This is a genomic window from Streptomyces griseocarneus (genome assembly GCF_014655595.1).
Taxonomy (GTDB): domain Bacteria; phylum Actinomycetota; class Actinomycetes; order Streptomycetales; family Streptomycetaceae; genus Streptomyces; species Streptomyces griseocarneus.
This window is the reverse complement of the sequence record NZ_BNBL01000013.1, coordinates 156,007-174,795: the sequence shown is the minus strand read 5'-3', so window position 1 is coordinate 174,795 and position 18,789 is coordinate 156,007. Positions and strand designations below refer to the sequence as shown.

Annotated in this window: 18 protein-coding genes and 1 tRNA gene; 8 read left to right on the top strand and 11 right to left on the bottom strand. The window is 73.2% G+C overall.

The window, feature by feature from the left end; translation table 11 throughout:
• Window positions 1-839: biotin/lipoyl-containing protein (locus IE295_RS28030; protein WP_190066563.1), on the top strand; the 839-nt coding region annotated here is incomplete at its 5' end.
• Window positions 840-921: 82 nt separating this feature from the next.
• Window positions 922-1,728 carry an AfsR/SARP family transcriptional regulator gene (locus tag IE295_RS28025; protein WP_190066562.1) on the top strand — a complete coding sequence of 269 codons (807 nt, stop codon included), beginning with the start codon at window positions 922-924 and terminating at the stop codon, window positions 1,726-1,728.
• Window positions 1,729-1,749: 21 nt separating this feature from the next.
• Here IE295_RS28025 and IE295_RS28020 read toward each other — a convergent pair whose 3' ends face one another.
• Genes IE295_RS28020 through IE295_RS28010 form a run of 3 tightly spaced genes read right to left on the bottom strand, consistent with a single transcriptional unit; the run spans window position 1,750 to window position 3,776 of the window.
• Window positions 1,750-2,502, bottom strand: coding sequence for a 4'-phosphopantetheinyl transferase family protein (locus IE295_RS28020; RefSeq protein ID WP_190066561.1), 753 nt, complete (start codon window positions 2,500-2,502; stop codon window positions 1,750-1,752).
• A 31-nt stretch (window positions 2,503-2,533) separates the two neighbouring features.
• Window positions 2,534-3,343: a hypothetical protein gene (locus tag IE295_RS28015; RefSeq protein ID WP_190066560.1), complete on the bottom strand. Its 810-nt coding sequence runs from the start codon at window positions 3,341-3,343 to the stop codon at window positions 2,534-2,536.
• 4 nt (window positions 3,344-3,347) lie between these two features.
• The gene (locus tag IE295_RS28010; RefSeq protein WP_190066559.1) at window positions 3,348-3,776 is read right to left on the bottom strand and encodes a nuclear transport factor 2 family protein; all 429 of its coding nucleotides are present in this window, start codon (window positions 3,774-3,776) and stop codon (window positions 3,348-3,350) included.
• 187 nt (window positions 3,777-3,963) lie between these two features.
• Here IE295_RS28010 and IE295_RS28005 point away from each other — a divergent pair, with 187 nt between their 5' ends.
• Window positions 3,964-4,749 (top strand): 3-oxoacyl-ACP reductase, encoded by a 786-nt coding sequence (locus IE295_RS28005; RefSeq protein WP_190066558.1) that lies wholly within the window; start codon window positions 3,964-3,966, stop codon window positions 4,747-4,749.
• 168 nt (window positions 4,750-4,917) lie between these two features.
• On the opposite strand, the gene IE295_RS28000 is transcribed toward IE295_RS28005, so the two are convergent.
• From IE295_RS28000 to IE295_RS27985, 4 genes are all read right to left on the bottom strand, one after another.
• Complete coding sequence (locus IE295_RS28000; protein ID WP_190066557.1) at window positions 4,918-5,874, bottom strand: aromatase/cyclase; 957 nt, start codon at window positions 5,872-5,874, stop codon at window positions 4,918-4,920.
• A gap of 107 nt (window positions 5,875-5,981) precedes the next feature.
• Window positions 5,982-6,239 (bottom strand): acyl carrier protein, encoded by a 258-nt coding sequence (locus IE295_RS27995; RefSeq protein ID WP_190066556.1) that lies wholly within the window; start codon window positions 6,237-6,239, stop codon window positions 5,982-5,984.
• 30 nt (window positions 6,240-6,269) lie between these two features.
• A complete protein-coding gene (locus IE295_RS27990; RefSeq protein WP_190066555.1) occupies window positions 6,270-7,487 on the bottom strand; it encodes a ketosynthase chain-length factor in 1,218 nt (405 codons plus the stop codon).
• Window positions 7,484-8,752, bottom strand: a complete 1,269-nt coding sequence (locus IE295_RS27985; RefSeq protein ID WP_190066554.1) for a beta-ketoacyl-[acyl-carrier-protein] synthase family protein — start codon at window positions 8,750-8,752, stop codon at window positions 7,484-7,486. The genes IE295_RS27990 and IE295_RS27985 overlap by 4 nt, the downstream gene beginning before the upstream one ends.
• A 212-nt stretch (window positions 8,753-8,964) precedes the next feature.
• Here IE295_RS27985 and IE295_RS27980 point away from each other — a divergent pair, with 212 nt between their 5' ends.
• Window positions 8,965-10,221 (top strand): MFS transporter, encoded by a 1,257-nt coding sequence (locus tag IE295_RS27980; RefSeq protein WP_190066553.1) that lies wholly within the window; start codon window positions 8,965-8,967, stop codon window positions 10,219-10,221.
• Between the two features lie 36 nt (window positions 10,222-10,257).
• On the opposite strand, the gene IE295_RS27975 is transcribed toward IE295_RS27980, so the two are convergent.
• On the bottom strand, window positions 10,258-11,166 hold the full coding sequence (locus IE295_RS27975) for a nitroreductase/quinone reductase family protein (protein ID WP_190066552.1): 909 nt from the start codon (window positions 11,164-11,166) through the stop codon (window positions 10,258-10,260).
• A 410-nt stretch (window positions 11,167-11,576) separates the two neighbouring features.
• Window positions 11,577-11,670, bottom strand: a tRNA-OTHER gene (locus IE295_RS27970).
• A 292-nt stretch (window positions 11,671-11,962) separates the two neighbouring features.
• Between IE295_RS27970 and IE295_RS27965 the strand changes: the two genes are divergently transcribed.
• Window positions 11,963-13,366 (top strand): hypothetical protein, encoded by a 1,404-nt coding sequence (locus IE295_RS27965; RefSeq protein WP_224323394.1) that lies wholly within the window; start codon window positions 11,963-11,965, stop codon window positions 13,364-13,366.
• A 124-nt stretch (window positions 13,367-13,490) separates the two neighbouring features.
• Here the strand turns inward: IE295_RS27965 and IE295_RS27960 are convergent, their stop codons facing one another.
• Window positions 13,491-15,671, bottom strand: a complete 2,181-nt coding sequence (locus IE295_RS27960; RefSeq protein ID WP_190066550.1) for an alpha-N-acetylglucosaminidase — start codon at window positions 15,669-15,671, stop codon at window positions 13,491-13,493.
• Window positions 15,672-15,983: 312 nt separating this feature from the next.
• Between IE295_RS27960 and IE295_RS27955 the strand changes: the two genes are divergently transcribed.
• The 3 genes from IE295_RS27955 to IE295_RS27945 are packed head-to-tail and all read left to right on the top strand — an operon-like array spanning window position 15,984 to window position 18,240.
• A complete protein-coding gene (locus IE295_RS27955; RefSeq protein WP_190066549.1) occupies window positions 15,984-16,439 on the top strand; it encodes a hypothetical protein in 456 nt (151 codons plus the stop codon).
• Window positions 16,440-16,469: 30 nt separating this feature from the next.
• Entirely contained in the window at window positions 16,470-17,699 is a 1,230-nt protein-coding gene (locus tag IE295_RS27950) for a sensor histidine kinase (RefSeq protein ID WP_190066548.1), read from the top strand.
• A gap of 37 nt (window positions 17,700-17,736) precedes the next feature.
• The gene (locus IE295_RS27945) at window positions 17,737-18,240 is read left to right on the top strand and encodes a DUF1269 domain-containing protein (RefSeq protein WP_190066547.1); all 504 of its coding nucleotides are present in this window, start codon (window positions 17,737-17,739) and stop codon (window positions 18,238-18,240) included.
• Between the two features lie 25 nt (window positions 18,241-18,265).
• Here IE295_RS27945 and IE295_RS27940 read toward each other — a convergent pair whose 3' ends face one another.
• Window positions 18,266-18,745 (bottom strand): GNAT family N-acetyltransferase, encoded by a 480-nt coding sequence (locus IE295_RS27940; protein ID WP_190066546.1) that lies wholly within the window; start codon window positions 18,743-18,745, stop codon window positions 18,266-18,268.
• Window positions 18,746-18,789 lie beyond the last annotated feature (44 nt).

The following is an 18,789-nucleotide window of genomic DNA, read 5'->3' as shown; positions in this document are numbered from 1 at the left end:
GCATCGACCTGGTGAGGGAGATGTTCCGCATCGCCGACGGCGAGGAACTCGGCTACACCGACCCCCCCGTCCGCGGGCACTCGTTCGAGTTCCGTATCAACGGCGAGGACCCGGGCCGTAACTTCCTGCCCGCCCCGGGCACCGTCACCCGTTTCACGCCTCCCACCGGCCCGGGTGTGCGTCTGGACGCGGGTGTGGAGTCCGGGAGTGTGATCGGTCCGGCGTGGGACTCGCTGCTGGCCAAGCTGATCGTCACCGGTGCCACGCGTGAGCAGGCGCTGCAGCGGGCGGCACGCGCGCTGGCGGAGTTCCAGGTCGAGGGCATGGCCACCGCCATCCCCTTCCACCAGGCCGTGGTCACCGATCCCGCGTTCACCGCCGACCCGTTCCGCATCCACACCCGCTGGATCGAGACCGAGTTCGACAACACCATCACCCCCTTCACCGGCACCACCCCCGACGAGGACGAAGAGACCCCCGGCCGCGAAACCGTCGTCGTCGAGGTCGGCGGCAAACGCCTCGAGGTCACGCTCCCCGCCTCCCTCGGCGCCGTCGCCTCCGGTCCCGCCGCCCCCAGGCCCAAGCAGCGGCGGGCGGCCAGAAAATCCGGACCGGTTGTCTCCGGCGACGCATTGACCTCGCCGATGCAGGGCACCATCGTCAAGGTGGCCGTGGAGGACGGGCAGGAGGTCCAGGAGGGCGAACTGATCATCGTCCTCGAGGCCATGAAGATGGAGCAGCCGCTCAACGCCCACCGCAGCGGCACGGTCAAGGACCTGGCGGCGGAGGTCGGGGCATCGGTATCGTCCGGCGCCGTGATCTGCACCATCAAGGACTGATAAGGACCGGGTGTGAGATTTTCACACCCACTCATGCCCCATGCACTGGTTGAAGCCGAAACGTGGCTGCGATGCTCCAGTCATGCAAATCGAAGTTCTGGGACCGATCGCGGCACGGGTGAACGGCACCTCGATTGTGCCGACCGCAGGGAAGCCCCGACAGATTCTCGCTCTGCTCGCCATTCGCGCGGGCCGGGTCGTCGCGGTGGAAACCTTGATGACCGAAGTGTGGGGCGACGCCATTCCGCGCAGCGCCGCCACCACACTGCAGACCTACATCCTCCAGCTCCGCCGGAAGATCAGCGAGGCGGGGCCGAGGGAGGACGGCCGTACGGCCAAGGACATCCTGGCGACCTGCTACGGCGGGTACCAGCTCAATCCGATGGAGTACTCCTGCGACCTGCTGGAGTTCCAGCAGCTCGTCCGGCGCGGCAGCCGCGCCATGGGGGAGAACGACCCCGCCACCGCCACCGCCGAGCTCGGCCGGGCCCTGGAGCTGTGGCGGGGCCCCGCGCTCGTCGACGTACCGGTCGGCGAGGTGCTCGGCATGGAGATCATCGGCATGCAGGAGGAGCGCACCCGCGCCCTCGAACTGCGCATCGAGGCCGACCTCCAGCTCGGCCGGCACGCCGAACTCATCGGCGAGCTGCGCATGCTGGTCGCCCAGCAGCCCATGCACGAGGCGCTGTGCGCCCAGCTGATGACCGCCCTCTACCGGGCAGGCCACCCCTGGCGGGCGCTGGACGCCTTCCAGTCGCTGCGCCGGGCCCTGGTCGAGGAGCTCGGCGTGGAGCCGTCCCCGCGGCTGCAGCGCCTGCACCAGGCCGTGCTCGCCAACGACGAGCGGCTCGAAGTTCCCGCCCCGACCCACGCGTTGCTCACCGCGTAGGAACGTGAGCCGGGCCGCGGGCTAGGCGGCGAGCGGATGCCCGGGTGACCGGGTCTGGGCCGTACTCACGACATACGAGTCGTCGGCGTCGATCCAGTGCGTGGTGAAATCCCACTCCACCGGATGGGCCGGCACCCCCTCGGTGTCGTGCAGTACGGCCTTGTCGCCGTCGACCGCGAAGCCGAACTCGCGGAAGGGCAGCCGCATGCCGACGCCGATGGCCTTGGTGTAGGCCTCCTTCAGGGTCCACAGCCGCAGCATCGCCCGGCCCCGCTCGCCCGCCGGCAGGGCGGCCAGGGCCGCCATCTCCGCGTCGGTGCACACCCGGCGCACCAGCGCCGGGTTGCACATCGACCGGCTGAGCGCCTCGCTGTCGGCGCCCACGCGACCGGTCGCGCTCAGCGCCAGCACCAGCAGGTTGCCGGTGTGGCTCAGGCTCAGCCCGAGCCAGCCGCAGCCCCGGAGGTACTTGCGGCCGCCCGGGCTGATCGCCAGCTCCAGCGTCCAGGGGGAGACGCCGAGCGCCGCCGACGCCGCGTACTTGATCAGCCGCCGGGAGGCCACGAACCGGTCCCTGCAGGCGGCGTGCCGCGTGGAGGCGTAGCGGCGGTGCTCACGGCCCAGCAGCAGGGCCAGCTCCGGGCTGTCGGGCGCGCTCCACTCCCCGACCAGGCAGTGCAGGACCACGGTCCGGCCTTCGCGCACGGCCGCGGACACCGCGGCGGCCCAGGCGCCGCCCGGGCCGTCGGCGTGCACGAGCTCTACTGCGGGCATCTGGGGACCTTTCCGGCCGGGAGGGGGAGGATCACACGCCGACGAGCTGGCGGGCGGCCGAGCGCGCGGTCCGCACCACGACCGACGACGTGCGGCAGTACAGGTCCGCCTCGTCGAACAGGGCCCCGCTGAGCTCGGCGTCCGGCCCCGCGGGCTCCCGGTCCAGGCGCACCGCCAGCCGGGACAGCGCCCCCACCAGACGGGTCAGGTCCGCGAACCGGTGCTGCCGGTACCCCTTGCGGCGCTCCCAGTCGTCGACGCACGCGGCGGCCGCGGTCAGCAGCGCGTAGCGGTCCGCCCGCGCCCAGTCCCGCGCCGTCGCGCTGTCCTCGGACAGGGCGCAGTCGTCGATCAGCTGCCGGCGCTCGCGCTCCAGGTCGTCCAGCATCCGGTGCAGGGCCGTGGGCAGGGCCGCCGGGCGCACGGACGTCATGGGGCGCGAGAGCCGGTCGTCGCCGTACAGCGGCAGGGACAGCCGCTCCACCACCCCCATCAGGCGTTCCTCGTGGTCGGGGTGCCACATCGCCTCACCCAGCAGGCGGGCCCGGCGCCGGTACTCGGCGCTGGGCCGGGTGGCCCGGTGCAGCTCGGTGCCCAGCAGCACGGTCAGCCCGTCGACGCCCTCCATCAGCAGGCGCGGCACGAGGAAGCGGGCGCTGGCGGATCTGCTTCCCCCGTCGGCGCGCAGCAGCCGCTCGCACACCCACAGATCCAGATAGGCGGCACCGGCCGCCGCCTTGGCCAGGCGGGGCGGCGTACGGTCCGCCGCGGCCGCCATGGCGCTGCGCAGCGCGGCGTCGGCGTGGGCCAGGAGCCGTTCCGGGGTCGGCGACGCCTTCATCGGCTCAGACCAGCTGGTCGTAGCTGACGGAGCGGGAGCGCAGCAGGATCTCGCCGTCCGTCAGGTCGATGACGTCGTGCACCACGGTGCTCGGCCAGACCTCCGGCTGCTCGTTCGGGCGCACCCGCACGATCAGGGCGTAGACGGTGGAGCGCAGGCTGCCGTCCTCCTGGGGGTCGAGGACCATCTGGTTGAAGTAGTGGCGGCGCTGGGTGGGGTCGTCGTCGTACTTCTTCAGGAAGGAGCGCAGCTCGGCGAGGATGTTGTCCCGGCCGACCACGGGGTCGATGCCGGGGGAGTGCTGGAAGCTGCCGTCCTTGGTGAAGGTGGCGGCGTACTCCTCGATCCGCCCGTTGTCCAGGGCCTGCATCTGGCGCGCGTAGAAGTGCTGCACCTGCGCGTAGAGGTCGCTGCTGACGGTCGTCGCGGTCATCTCGGTCCTTTGCGGTGTGACTGACGGGTTCCGCAAGAATCGCGGCCCCGCCTCGAATCGCCCTTGAGAACCGTCGGGGCGGCGGCGGAGGGCCGCAAGCTCCCTTCCAGGGGCGTTCCAGCGCGACGCGAGGGATCCCCGACAGGCTCGGCGCAGACCTGCCACCGCAGCTATTCGGGAGAAGCACATGGCACAGGAAGTCAAGCCGGTCGCCCTCGTCACGGGCGCGACCAGCGGGATCGGCCTCGAGATCGCCCGCCGGCTCGCCGGGCTCGGCGCCCGCGTCTACATGTGCGCGCGCCAGGAGGACCAGCTGGCCGCCACGATCAAGGAGCTGACCGACGCCGGCCACGAGGTGGACGGGACGACCTGCGACGTCGCGGACCCGGCGCAGATCAAGGCGTTCGTGCAGTCGGCGGTGGACCGCTTCGGCCCGGTCGACATCCTGATCAACAACGCCGGTCGCAGCGGCGGCGGCGCCACCAACGAGATCGCGGACGAGCTGTGGTTCGACGTGATCAACACCAACCTCAACAGCGTCTTCCTGATGACCAAGGAGGTGCTGAACGCCGGCGGCATGCTCGAGAAGAAGCGCGGCCGCATCATCAGCATCGCCTCCACCGGTGGCAAGCAGGGCGTCGTCCACGCCGCCCCCTACTCGGCGTCCAAGCACGGCGTCGTCGGCTTCAGCAAGGCCCTCGGCCTGGAGCTGGCCCGCACCGGCATCACCGTGAACGCCGTCTGCCCCGGCTTCGTCGAGACGCCGATGGCCGAGCGGGTGCGCGGGCACTACTCGGGCATCTGGGGCGTCAGCGAGCAGGAGGCCCACGACCGCATCACCACCCGGGTGCCGCTGGGCCGCTACGTGGAGACCCGCGAGGTCGCCGCCATGGTCGAGTACCTGGTCAGCGACGACGCGGCCGCCGTCACCGCGCAGGCCCTCAACGTCTGTGGCGGCCTGGGCAACTACTGACCGGCCCGCGCTCCGCGCTCCCGCCCGCCCCGTCTCCCGTTCCCCCGGGAGGGAGGGCGGGCGTCACGCGTGTGCGGCCGGTCCCCCTCGCGGCACGACGACGCCGGCTCACGGACCCTCGCGGGTACGGGAGCCGGCGTCGTCGTGGGGGAGGGACGTGCGCGGCGCCTAGGCGCTCACGCCGCCGTTCTCCTTGGCGTACGCGGCCGCGTGGGTCATCGTCGCCAGGCTGTTGCGGCCCAGGGCCTCGCGGATGAAGGTCCGCGCGTCGTCGAGGGTCGCCTGCTCGCCCAGGACCTCGGTGACGGTCGCCGGGTTGAGGGCCACCGTGTGGCGGGCCGTGGCCAGGGGGCCGTCCGGGCCGTCGGTGAAGGTCCACAGACCGCTGTGGCCGGTCAGCAGCTTCGGCAGGATGCTCTGCTTGTAGGCGATCCACGACGGAGCCTGGCAGATGCGGGTCGAGCGGGTGGTGTGCGTCGAGCCGTCCGCGGTCAGGGTCTCCATCCGCAGGTCCTGCACCCCGGGAACGTCCTCGGTCAGCACCACGCTGCTGACGTGCGGGAGCCGCTCGGCCCACAGGTCGGCGCGGTTGACGAAGTCGTACGCCGCCTCGGAGCCGCCCTCCAGCGGGACGATGTCGGTGAAGGAGAACACGATGTCCTCGACCGGGTGGCCGAGCTCCGCCACCCGGGCCAGGGCCGCCAGCTCCTCGCCGCTGTTGCGGTCCAGCGCCGCCAGCAGGTTCCGCACGGCCTGCGGGTCGTCGCCCTCCACGCTGAAGCGGTGGCGCAGCACGACCTCGGTGCGGCCGTCGGGCAGGGAGCGGAAGAGCCAGCCGCCGCCCATCGAGGTGACGGGCGGGAAGCTGCGCTGCTGCCGGAAGCTCACGTACAGCCGCTCGGGGTCCAGGACCCGCCGCGAGGTCCAGTTGGCGACCTTGCCGTTGACCTGGGCCCAGATCTCGAACACCTCGGCGCGCTCGGTGCGCTCGAGGTGGCGGACGTGCACGCTCGGCCCGAACACGGCCGGCCACAGCGTGACGTCGGAGACCAGGTCGTAGAGCACCCGGGCGGGTGCGGAGACGACGAGGGTGTGCTCGGTGCGGTGGATCACGGGTCGTTCCATGAAGGTTCTCCTCGGCTCGATCGGTGCGCCTGCCCGGCGCGGATGGGCAGGGGCCCGCATCCCACCGCCGGGTGGGATGCGGGCCCCGTGGGTCGCCGGCCGGCGGATCAGGCGGCGGGAACCTCGGTGGCGTTCACCAGCTCGAGGAGGGCGCGGGGCGTCTCCACGTCGCCGATGGCGTCGTCGGAGAGGTCGATGCCGTACTCCTGCTTGATCCGGGCGGTGCTCTCCATCAGGGCGAGGGAGTCGTAGCCGAGCTCCTCGAAGCTGATGTCGAGGATGTCGCCGGTGAGGTCGATGCTGTCGTCCTCACCCGCGCAGGCGATCAGGATGCGCCGCAGGTCGTCGATGCCGAGCTGTGCCATGGGGGTTTCTCCTGTGGAAGTGCGTGGATGTCAGTTGCTGTGCCGGGTCACGACGACCGCGGAGTTGAAGCCCCAGCGGCCGCGGGCCAGCACCAGCGCGGCCCCGACGGGCTTGGTGCGCGGCTCGCCGACCACCAGGTCGATGCCGTACTCCTCGGGGATCCGGGAGGAGTGGCCGCTGGCGGGGATGACGCCGTCACGGATCGACAGCAGCGCCGCCACCAGGTCGGCGGGGCCGCCGCCGGCGTACATGCGGCCGGTCAGCGCCTTGGGAGCGGTCACCGCCACCCCGCGCACGCCGAAGACCGCGCGCAGCGCCTCCGCCTCCTCCCGGTCCTTGTCCGGCAGACCGGCGGCGTCGGCGAACACCACGTCGATGTCGGAGGGCTCGAGGCCCGCGTCGGCGAGGGCGAGCTCGGCGGCCCGGCGCAGGCCCGGCGCACGGCCGGAGCCGGGCTTGGGGTCGAACGTCGAGGCGTAGCCGGCGATCTCGCCGTAGATCTGCGGCGCGCCGCGCTCGAGCGCGGAGGCGGAGTCCTCGGCGATGAGGATCGCCCCGCCCTCGCCGGGCACGTAGCCCGCGGCCCGCTCGTCGAACGGCAGGTACGCGGCCTTCGGGTCGGTGGCCGTGCTGACCAGGCCGCCCGCCAGCTGCGAGGCCCAGCCCCACGGGTCGAACGCCGCGTCGACGCCGCCGGAGACCACCAGCTTGGTGCCGCGCCGCACGGTGCGCCGGGCGTGGCCGATGGCGTCCAGGCCGCCCGCCTGCTCGCCCACCAGCGCCGCGCTGGGGCCGCGCAGCTTGTGGCGGATGGAGATCTGGCCGGTGTTGACGGCGTAGAACCAGGCGAACGACTCGTAGACGCTGACGAACTCCGAGCCCTTGGACCAGAGCTTGTTGAACTCCTGGTGGGTGAACTCGAAGCCGCCCAGGGCGTTGGAGGTGACCGTGCCCATGTCGTAGTCGGGCAGCGTCTCCTCGGTGACGCCCGCGTTCTCGAGCGCCCACGCGGCCGCCGTCAGGGCGTAGCGCGTGGAGACGTCGGTCTGCGGCAGCAGCCGGCTGGGCAGGTGGGCCTTGGCCTCGTAGTCCGTGATCTGCCCGGCCAGCCGGGAGGGGTACTTCGACACGTCGAACCCGGTCAGCTCCTTGACGGCGTTCTGGCCGGCCAGGGTGGCCTTCCAGAACTCCTCGGCGCCCAGGCCGTTGGGAGTGACCGCGCCGATGCCAGTGATGACGGTGCTCATACGGAAGCCACCTCCGGGCGGTGCAGGACCATCGCGCTCTGGAAACCGCCGAACCCGCTGCCCACCGTGAGGACCGTGTCGACGCGCTGCTCGCGCGCGGTCAGCGGCACGTAGTCCAGGTCGCACTCGGGGTCGGGGGTGTGCAGGTTGGCCGTCGGCGGCACGACGTTGTGCTCGATCGCCAGCAGCGAGGCGGCGATCTCGACGGAACCGATGGCGCCCAGCGAGTGGCCCACCATCGACTTGATGGAGCTCACCGGCACGTTGTAGGCGTGCTCGCCCAGGCTGCGCTTGAACGCGGCCGTCTCGTGCCGGTCGTTCTGCTTGGTGCCGGAGCCGTGCGCGTTGATGTAGTCGATCGTGGTGCCGTCGAGGCGGGCCTCGTCGAGGGACACCCGGATCGCCTCGGCCATCTCGCGGCCGTCCTTGCGCAGACCGGTCATGTGGTGCGCGTTGCAGCGGGTGGCGTAGCCGCCGACCTCGGCGTAGATGTGCGCGCCGCGCTTCTTGGCGGCCTCGTACTCCTCGAGCACGAACATGGCCGCGCCCTCGGCGAGGACGAACCCGTTGCGGGTGCCGTCGAAGGGGCGGGAGGCGTGCGCGGGGTCGTCGTTGCGCGTCGTCGTCGCCTTGATCGCGTCGAAGCAGGCGACCACGATCGGCGAGACGGGGGTGTCCGCGGCGCCGGCGACGACGGTGTCGACCGTGCCCTCGCGGATCAGCTGCACGGCGTAGCCGACGGAGTCCAGGCCGGAGGTGCAGCCGTCGGACACCATCGTCACGGGGCCCTCGGCGCCGACCTCCCAGGCCACCTCGGCCGGCATGACGCCGGGGCTGAGGTAGTCGAACATGTGCGGCGACAGGTAGGAGGGGTCGACCTCCCAGTTCTTGCCCGCGTCCGACATCACCAGGTACTCGTTCTCCAGGCTCGTCGCCGAGGCGACGGCGCTGCCCAGGCTGACGCCGACCCGGTGCGGGTCGACGGAGCCCAGGTCCAGCCCGCTGTCCGCGAGCGCGTCGCGGGTGCAGGCCACGGCGAACTGGGTCGCCCGGTCCATGCGACGGATCTCGCGCGGGCTGAATCCCTCGGCGACCGCATCGAAGTCGACCTCGCCGGCGATCCGGGACCGGAACTGCGATGCGTCGAAGAAGGAGATGTTCCGTGTGGCGGTACGGCCGTTCGACAGCAGGTCCCAGAACGCCTTTGTTCCGTTCCCGCCGGGGGCGCGCACGCCGATTCCGGTAATCACCACGCGCCGGGTCATATCTGGCCCGCGTTTGTAGAGAACATCGCTGTTCTGTCCTTTCGCCTCTGCACACCGGGACTTACGCCGTCGAGGCTGCGGCCGGATGCTCGAGCACTGCTAGAAGCCGCCTCGGGCAGCGGGGCGCCCCAGCGGACCCCGTGGACGCTCCAGCGGCGCTCGAGCCGGCGGAGGTCCACTGCGCGTGCCAACCCCCAAGGACGGAGCGCACGATGACCGACCGCCCCCACCCCGGAGCACCGGCCGCCCCGGCCCGGCCGGTCCTGGTCACGCTCCTGCTGGTGAGCATGCTGACGGTGATGGCCGGCGCGACGATCGCGCCCGCGCTGCCCGCCATGCGGCGGCACTTCGCGGACGTCGGCGACATCACGTTCCTGGTCCGCATGGTGCTCACCGTGCCCGCCCTGGCGATCGCGGTGGGCGCGCCCGTGGCCGGTCTCCTGGTGGACCGGGCGGGCCGCAAGCCCGTCCTCGTCGCCTCGGTGGTGCTCTACGGGCTGGCGGGCGGCTCGGGCCTGGTGCTGAGCGACGTCTACGCCATCCTGGCCGGACGGGTGCTGCTCGGCCTCGCCGTGGCCGGCGTGATGACGGCGGCCACCGCGCTGGTGGCCGACCTGTACTCCGGCCCCGAGCGCTCCCGGGTGCTCGGCCTGCAGGCCGGGGCGATGGGGCTGGGCGGCGTGGCGTTCCTGTCGCTCGGCGGGCTGCTGGCCGGCGTCGACTGGCGGGGGCCCTTCGCGGTCTACCTGCTGGCGCTGCCGCTGGCCGCCCTGGTCGCGCTGGTGATCAAGGAGCCGGCCGGGGACGGCGTCCCGGCCCGGCGGGCGCCGGCCGCGGGCGGCCGGGCGCTGCCGGGGGCCGCCCTCGCCATCTTCGCCCTGGCCTTCGTGGGCCAGGTCGTCTTCTACACGGTTCCCACCCAGCTGCCCTTCCACCTGGCCGACCTGGCGGGCGTCGGGGCGGTCGGCAGCGGTCTGATCCTCGCCTCGATGAGCGCGGTCCAGGCGACGGTCTCCGCCAACTACGGCCGCATCGCCCGCGGCCGGCGCGAGGCGGCCCTGACCGCGGTCGTCCTGGCCGTCCTGGGCGCGGGCGCCGCGCTGATCGGCTTCGCCCCCGGCGTGCCCGTCGTCCTGGCCGGCCTGGCCCTGATCGGCACCGGAGTGGGCCTGCTCGTCCCGCACTTGAACACCTGGCTGGTGGCCCGGACGCCGGCCGAGGTGCGCGGCCGCACCCTCAGCGGGATCACGGCCGCCATGTTCCTGGGCCAGTTCCTCTCGCCCGTCGCCGCCCAGCCCCTGTCGGGCGAGGGCCTGGACACGGTCTACCTCGCCGCGGCGGCCCTCGCCCTCGCCACCTCCGTCACCGTCGCGCTCGCCTGGCGGGGCGCCGGGCGTGAGAAGGCCGCCGCCGAGGGCGCCGGGGTCCCGCGCGAGCGGGGGCGGACCACGGGCAAGACCGCCTCGTAGGCCCGCCCCGGCCGGCCCTGCCCCCACCCGCTCCGCTCAGGCGGACTGCGCGGCCGGCGGGACCGGCGGGAAGGGGATCGCGGCGAGCACCGGCAGGAGCGTCTCCTCCTCGAAGTCGAGGTGGGCGGTCAGCTCGGTGGACATCCGCTCCAGCTCGGCGCGGAAGCGCACCGGGTCGGCGCCGGCGATGCCGGCCAGCAGGGCGGCCAGTTCCTCCTGCAGACGGGCGACCGTGCGGTGCTCGGCGCGGAGCCGTTCGAAGGCGTCGGCGAGGTGCGGGTGCCACGCCTCGATGCCGGGGAACAGGTGCCGGTCCTCGCTCGTGTGGTGGAACTCCAGCGTCCGGCAGAACGCCAGGCAGTGCTGGCGGATCTGCATGCCGAGCCCCGGCGCCGGCGGCTCGCCGGGACCCCGGTGCGCGGCGCGCGCGGCGAAGTGGGCGTCGACCTCGGCGCGTACGTGCGTCAGCTGCCCGCGGAGCCAGACGTGGACCTCCATGAGCTTGTCGGCGAGGTTCCTCACCGGGGGAAGGACCTCGGGCCCGGAGCGCTCCAGGACCACGACCGGCAGGACGCGGGCGGTGCTCTCCTGGTACGCGCCGTATCCCGGCTCCGCGCTCACCACGTGCGCGAACAGCTCGTCGCGCCGGGCGCCCTCGGCCGGCACGGCGACGGCCTCGTACTCCTCGGTGCCGGTCTCCACGACGACGCGCGGGTCGGCCAGCAGGTTGCGGTACCAGTCGGGGTGCCGGGGCGAGCCGAGGTTCGATCCGACGACCATCAGCAGGCCGCCCTCGCGCACATAGCCGAGCGGGGTGGTGCGCGGTTCGCCGGACTTCGCGCCGGTGGTGGTGAGCAGCAGCAGGTCGCCGCCCTCGAAGGGGCCGCCGACCTTGCCCGAGTTGGCCCGGAACTCCTCGATGACGGACTGGTTGAAGGAAGACATGCGGGTGGGATCTCCAGAAGAACGCGGTTCCGCGGCGCGCGGGAACGGCCCGGGGCGCGGGAACGGCCGGGGCGGTGCGCCCCGGGGCGATGGGTGAACGGGCCCGGGTCCGGTGGCGGCCGGTCGTACGGCGGCGCCGGGGTCCTCGGGACCGGAAAAAAAGGGGAAGGGGCGCTCGAAACGCGCCCGCGTCAGGCGAAGCCTGTTACGCGTCACTCATGATGTGGTCCCTGGGAATACGGTGGCCGCCCGGTCGCCAGCCGGCCCACTGCTCTTTGGCCGACGCCACGCGCCACGTTCCTCATTAGACCCGCGCCGTCCGCCCGCGTCAACGACCAAGATCCGGCACGCGGCCGGCGCGACGGAGGGCGGCCCGCCGTGCGGGCCGCCCTCCGTCGTCCACCGTTCCGCGGAGAGGGCAGGATTCGAACCTGCGAGGGGTGGTGCGATCACCCCGACCGGAAGAGCTTCCGGACCTCGTTGGGCCGCTTCGAGTACCTCTCCTTGACGTGCTCAACAGTGCCAGGGGGCGCTGACGCGACGATGACGTGACGCTGACGCGTGAGGGTCCGTCATGTGATCCAGATCATCGTTTAGCTCCGGCGAAACGGTTCTGCGGACATGTCGTCCCATGACACGATCATGCGAATCGCTACCGCGAGTATCTCGATGCCGTGTGATGCGGTCCCGGGTGTCAACTCCCCCTGGACCGCCCCCACCTCACGCACCCAAGGACTCAACTTTGCGCAGAACCACCAGGTATGCCTTTTTACCTGCACTGACCGCCGTGTCCCTGATGGCCGTCACCGCCTGCTCGTCGGGCGGATCCTCCAACGCCTCCGGTAAGGCCGCCGACGCCGAGCCGGTCGCCGCCACCGCCGCGGCCACGGAGCCGCGGCTCGCCGTCGCGGCCGCACCCGCCGGGGCGGGCGCCCCGAGCGCGGTGGCCCACTCCGCCAAGGGGACGGGCGTCAAGGCGGCCAAGTCGTCGCTGAAGGTCGCCTCGTTCGACCAGAAGAGCGGCAAGGCCGTCATCGCCACCGGCGGCTCCGCCCCGAAGGAGCCGGCCAAGGGCGTGGCGCCCAAGCCGTCGCAGTCGTCGAAGGACGGCGTCGCCGTGGGCGACGTCATCGCCAGCGCTCCCGCGCCCGGCGCTCCCCACGGCGTGCTGGCCAAGGTCACCAAGGTGACGGGCACGACGGACAAGGGCACCGAGGTCAACACGGCCCCGGCCACGCTCGACGCGCTGCTCGGCGACTCCGAGGCGAAGGGCAAGGTCCCCGTCGACCCCTCGTCCGTCAAGGTCGTGCCGCTGATGAAGGGCGTCCAGGTCTCCTGGACCAAGCCCGACGGCATCCACGCCGGTCCCAAGGGCGCCAAGGTGCCCCTGGGCAACCTCCGGCTGGACATCGGCGCGTCGCTGCCCACGCCCCCGGGCTCGCCGGTCTCGGCGGAGGCCTCGGCCGCGGGCTTCGTCCAGCTGGCTCCCGAGGTCGACTTCTCCTACGACGGCAAGGGCACCGGCTCCACCGGCGGCCCCGGCACCGCGTCGCTGGCCCTGAACGGCGACTGGTCCTCGGCGTGGGAGCTCAAGGGCCAGGCGGCCGCCACCACCGGTGACAAGCCGCTGCGGATGCCGTTCGCCAAGCTGCACGCCGACCCGGTCATCCAGGTCGGCCCGGTGCCGGTCGTCGTCAACCTCGATCTCACCTGCTACCTGCAGGTCGACGCGGAGGGCAAGCTCAGCGTCGACGTCAAGCAGGAGATGAAGGGCGACTTCCGGGTCGGCGGCGCCTACAGCTGGGGCAAGGGCTGGTCGGGCATCAGCAAGGCGAACACCGAGGTGAGCCCGGTGCGCGCCACGGCGTCCGCCTCCGGCAAGGTCAAGGCGGCGCTGGGCGCCGAGGCGTCCGTCGGCCTGTACGGCGCGGTGGGCGTGAGCGCCGACCTCGCCCCGTACCTGCGGGCCGAGGGCGAGGCCACTGCCAGCGCCTCCAGCGACGGCAAGGCCTCCGCTTCCGGCAAGTGGGCCGCGTACGGCGGCGTGGATCTCACGGGCGCGCTGTCGGCGCACCTGAAGATCTTCGGTACGCCGCTCTTCGAGCGGCGCATCCCGCTGGACCTCTACCACCGTGAGTGGAAGCTCGCGGGCGGGGAGGGCGGCGTCAGCACGCCGAAGAAGAAGGCCGCGGCCTCCTAGGGGTCCCGGCTCGAGTGCGAACGCCGGACGGGCCACGGCCCGTCCGGCGTTCCGCGTCTGCGCCCCCAGGACCTGCAGCCTGTACCTGCGCCCAGGACCTACAGCCTGGAGTTGCGTCCAGGATCTACAGCCGGGACGCCACCGTCCGGGCGATCCGCACGATGTCCCCGGCCGGCCGCGTCCGTACGGCCGGCGGCTGCCGGGTCCAGCGGTCCTCCAGCGCGTACCAGTCGACCGGCCGGGGCACCCGGCCGTCGGCCAGGGCCTCGTCCAGCGCCGTGAAGTACGTCTTCCAGCGCAGCCGGTAGAGGCCGCCGACCAGCCCGGACCACTCGCGGTTGGCGTAGTCGTGCAGCTTGCCGCCGTCGGCGGCGGCTCGCGGGCCCCAGACCGTCAGCAGGGAGAGCGCGTCGGCCTGCAGCCGGTCGCGTTCTCCGGCGGTGGAGCCCCAGGCGCGGGCGTCGGCGAGCCAGCGGCCCAGCAGGTGCCGCTCGTCGGTGGCCACCACCTGCTCGAGCAGGGCCATCCAGTCCAGCCACTGGTCCGCCAGCTCGCCGAAGCGCTCGCGGTCCTTGGCGTCGTACGCCGCCTTGAGGCGCGGCAGCAGCAGCCGGCTGCGGTTGGCCACGCACTGCCGGGCGACGTCCAGCAGGTCGTAGCGGTAGGCGGAGCTGTCGCGCAGCGCGGGGGCTACCGCCAGGAGCGCGGGCAGCGCCTTGTCGAACTCCGCCGCGTCGTAGCGCAGTTTCCGCGGCGACCAGGCGGCGGCGCGATTGACGGCCAGGTCCGGGCGGGCGCCGAAGAGGCCGTCGGCCTGCTCGCTCCAGCCGTCGGACCGCGAGGTGCCGTACGCGGTGCGGCGCAGCACGTCCCAGGCGCGCACGGCGTTCGCGTCCGCGGCGCCGTAGCGCTGGGCGGGCCAGCGCCCGAACCAGTCCCCGAGGTCGACCGGCCCGTCCGTCCACGCCAGGTCGGAGAAGAGCGCGAGGGCGGCGGGGTTGTTGTCGGCGGCCTCGGGCATGAGGGCGATGCCGCGCAGGGCGCTGCCCGGCTTGGTTCTCCAGCGGTCGTACAGCCGCGCCCAGTCGGGGGCGTTGGCGCCCAGGGCGGTGTGGCCGCCGAAGTTCCAGATCGTGCCGAAGGCGTACGGCGTGCCGGCCCAGTCCGCCTCGCGGTCGGTGACCTTGGGGTAGTGGTCGGAGACGCCGTCGAGGATGAGCATCCTCGAGCGGTCGACGGCGTCGATGATGGCCCGCTTGGGGTTCTCCTGCCAGCCCAGGATGGCCCAGGTCGCGCCGGGGTGGGCGGTGCGCAGCGCCTTCTCGACGGCGCGGGCGGCGTCGCCGACGGGCACGTCGCCGGGGTTCCCGCCCTCGTGCAGCAGGTCCATCTTGTACATCGGACTCGCGCCGTAGAGCTCCTGCTGTACGCGGTAGAAGGTGCGGGCGACGGCGGCGAAGTGGGGGGTGCGCGGGTCGAGCCAGTCGGGGCGGGGGAAGCCGCCCCAGTCGCCCTGGGGAATGACGCGGGCGCCCTTGTTGCGCTCCGGGAATCCGGGCGGCACGGTGCCGTAGTAGCCGGGCAGGACGGGCGTCATGCCCAGCTCGCGCAGCCGGCGCACGATCCTGCGCGCGAGGTCGGTGCGGCGGTCGAGGAGCTCGCGGGAGACGGGCCCGCCGTAGGAGGCCATGTTCTGCAGCAGCCACCACGGCTGGTGGGCGGGGCCGGGAACCCACCGGCGGACTTCGGCGTCGCTGTAACCGTGTTCGATAAAGGTGCGGTGGTAGACGGCGTCGGCCCCGGCGTAGACGAGCACTTCGTTGAAGCCGTGCAGGGCCAGGACGTCGATCTCGCGTTCCCAGTAGTCCCAGCCGTGGTACGGGCCGGTGTAGCCGTCGTTGGTGTCGTTGAGCGCGAAGCGGTGGACGGCGTTGGAGGTCCTGGCCAGCGGGGTGCGCACGGCGGGGAGGCGGTCGGGGAGGCGGCCGGTCTGGGTGCCGCTCCAGGAGAAGTGGGCGTGCGCGACGTGCCGCAGGTACCAGTGGAAGCCGGTGAGCTGGACGGCCGGGGTGGTGCCCTCGACGGTGATCCGGCCGGCCTCTCCCGACACCCGGAAGGCGTCCCGGCCGCCCCGGCGGGGAACGGTACGGAAGGTGACCTGCCCGTGGTGCCGGGGCAGCAGCCGGGCCAGTGCGGCGGCGGCGCCCGCCGGGGCCGCCGCGGCCCCGGCGGCGGACACGCCCGCGGTCCCGAGTGCGGCGGAGCCGGCGAGGGCGCCGAGGAGCGTACGACGGGCGATGTGCATGGGTGACCTCCACCGTGACGCGGGAGCGACTGGCTGGACCGGACCACGTGAGCGCGCAGATCCTACGAGCCGACGAAGGGAATTGGTCAAGGGCACGGGCGGCGAACCAGCCACGCCGGTTACATTTGGCACGAATGGCCCCACGAGCCGCTCGGGGTCTGCTAGGCCCGCACCGCCCCGTCCGACCTGTTTCTCCCGTCCCTCCTGTCCCTCCTGTCCCCTTCGTTCAGCCCGCCCGCCCCGCCGGCCCGTCACACCCGGTCAGCTCGTCACATCCCGTCCGTCCCGCGTCCCGACAGCATGAGGAACCCCGTGCGACCACTGAACGCGGCACTCGGCGCCGTGGCCCTGACCGCCGGCCTGCTGAACGGGCTGCTGTGCGGCTGCGCCGACCCGGGCGGGCTCAAGGTCGCCGGCCCCGCCCAGACCGCCGGCCCCACGGCCGGTCCGGTCCAGGTCGCCGAAGGCCCCGGCAGGCCGCCGCTGCGCCGCCCGGCGTCCTTCGAGATCGGCGACTCCGTCCGGCTGACCGGCCTGCGCTGGCGCACCTGGGGCGGGCCGACCGCCGAGGCCACCGGCGAGGTGTCCGGCAACTGGTGCCTGCCCGCCTGCCGCGACACCCCCTACCGGGCCCGTGTCACGCTCAGCGGCCTGGTCCGGCAGGACCGTTCCGCCTACTACGGCCGGGCCGCGATCGTGGCCGACGGGCTCCCGCCCGAGCAGCACGACGAGCTGCGCGACCTGCGGCTCTTCGTCCCCCAGCGCTAGCAGCGCCGCAGCCGAGGAGAAGACGGGCCCATGGGACTGCGCACGAAGATCGGGGTGGCGATCACCGCCACCGCCGCACTGGTCGCCGTCCTCATCGGCCTCGTCGTCCACCACCGCACCGCCGTCAACCAGCTCGAGACCGCGCGCGAGACCCTCGACCAGCGCCTGGTCTCGGCTGCCGAGGACCACGCCGCCGGCGTCGACCGGCCGCGCGTGATCCTCAACCCCTACCGCCTGCCCGCGCCCCTGCGCCGGGCCGTCGAGCAGGGCAAGCGCGCCACCTACCTGGACCGCTCCGGCCCCGAGCCCGTCCTGTGGGCGGCGACGAAGGTCCGCGACGACATCGTCGTGCTCAAGCACTCCTACCTGCGCCAGACCCGCAACCTCCAGGGCCTCGACGAGGACCTCTGGCTGGCCGGTGGCGTGGGCACCGCGCTCGCCGGCATCGTCGGGGTGGGCCTGGCCACCGTGGCCGGCCGCCGCCTCAACGCCTCCGCGCGCACCGCCGAGCGCATCGCCGGCGGCGACCTCGTCGCCCGGCTGCGGCCGCGCGGCGGCAAGGACGAGATCGCCCGGCTGACCCACGCCGTCAACACGATGGCCGACGCCCTCGCCGCCCGCATCCAGGCCGAGCGCGAGGTCACCGCCAACATCGCCCACGAACTGCGCACCCCCGTCGCCGGGCTGGTCGCGGCCGCCGAGCTGCTGCCGCCGGGCCGCCCCGCCGAGATGGTCCGCGAACGCGCGCAGCGGGTGCGGTCGCTGGTGGAGGACGTCCTGGAGGTGGCCCGCCTCGACGGCGCGAACGAGCGCGCCGAGACGGACGTGCGGGCGCTGGGCGAGCTGACCCGGCGGGCGGTGCGGGCGGCGGCCGGCGACGGGCAGGAGACGGCGGAGGTGCGGATCACCGGCGACTGCCTGGTGGAGACGGACGCCCGGCGGGTCGAGCGGATACTGGCCAACCTCGTCACCAACGCCTTCCGGCACGGCGCGGAGCCGGTCGTCGCCGAGGTCGACGGGGGCGTCATACGGGTCCGCGACCACGGGCCCGGCTTCCCCGGGCACCTGCTCGCCGGCGGCCCGCAGCGCTTCCGCACGGGTTCGGGGGCGGGCCTCGGCCTGGGCCTGACGATCGCCCAGGGGCAGGCCCGGGTGCTGGGCGCCCGGCTGACCTTCGCCAACCCCCGGGACGGGGGAGCGGAGGCGACGCTGGACCTCACGGACGCGGTGCGGCCGGCTCCGCCGGAGGGCGGCGGCTGAGGTGCGGCGCGGGGCCCCGGGCACAAGAGTGGATGCCATGAACGACAACGTCCTCTTCCTGACCGTGCCCTCGGCCGACAAGGGCCACCGCGCCCTGGACGCCCTGCGCCAGGCGCACACCGAAGGCGGCCTGACCCTGCGCGAGGGCGCGGTGATCGCGCGGGACGCGGAGGGCGCCCTGGACTTCCCCGACGCCGTCGACAACTCCGGCACGGCCAGGGCCTTCGCCATGGGCGGCCTCCTCGGCGGCCTGCTGGGCATCCTCGGCGGGCCGCTCGGCGTCCTGATCGGCTTCGGCGCGGGCGGCCTGATCGGCGGCGTCCACGACGCCCGCGAGGCCACCGCCTCCAACGCCGCCCTGGAGATGCTGGCGGCGGAGGTGCCGCCGGGCAGCACGGTCCTGATGGCCGAGGTCCGCGAGGAGGACCACGAGGCGGCGGACCGTGCGCTCGCGCCGTACGGCGACGTGCGGCGCTACCCGGCGGAGAAGGTCCGCGCGGAGGTCGAGGCCGCCATCGCGGGACACGGGGGCGGCTCGTAGCGAGCCGCCGGTCCCAGGGCGTGTCCTAGCCGAGCGGCTTGCCGAAGCAGAGGCTGCTCTCGTAGGTGCGGTACAACCCGAACTTCGGCACGACGGGCTCGTAGCCGCTGGAGCGGTACAGCGCTATGGCCTCGGGCTGGCGGTCCCCGGTCGACAGCACCATGCGGGTGCGCCCGGCGGCCCGCGCGCTGTCCTCCAGTGCGGCCAGGATCCGGCGCGCCAGCCCCTGGCCGCGCGCCGCGGGGACCACGAACATCCGCTTCACCTCGGCGTCGCCGTCCGCGTACTGCTCCTCGTCCCGCTCCATGGACCGCCACCCGCCCGTGGCCAGCGGGGTGCCGTCCGCGTCGTACGCGATGAGATACAGGCCACGCGGCGGGGCGAACTGCGCCGGGTCCATGGGGGCGAGGTCCGCGTCGCCGTAGCGCTCGACGTACTCCGATTGCACCTGGTCATCGAGCTTTGCGGCGTCTGGATGATCAAGGGTGACGGGCAGGATCTTCATTGCGGAATCGTATGGTCGTACCCCTGGTGGTCGGCACTGGTTAT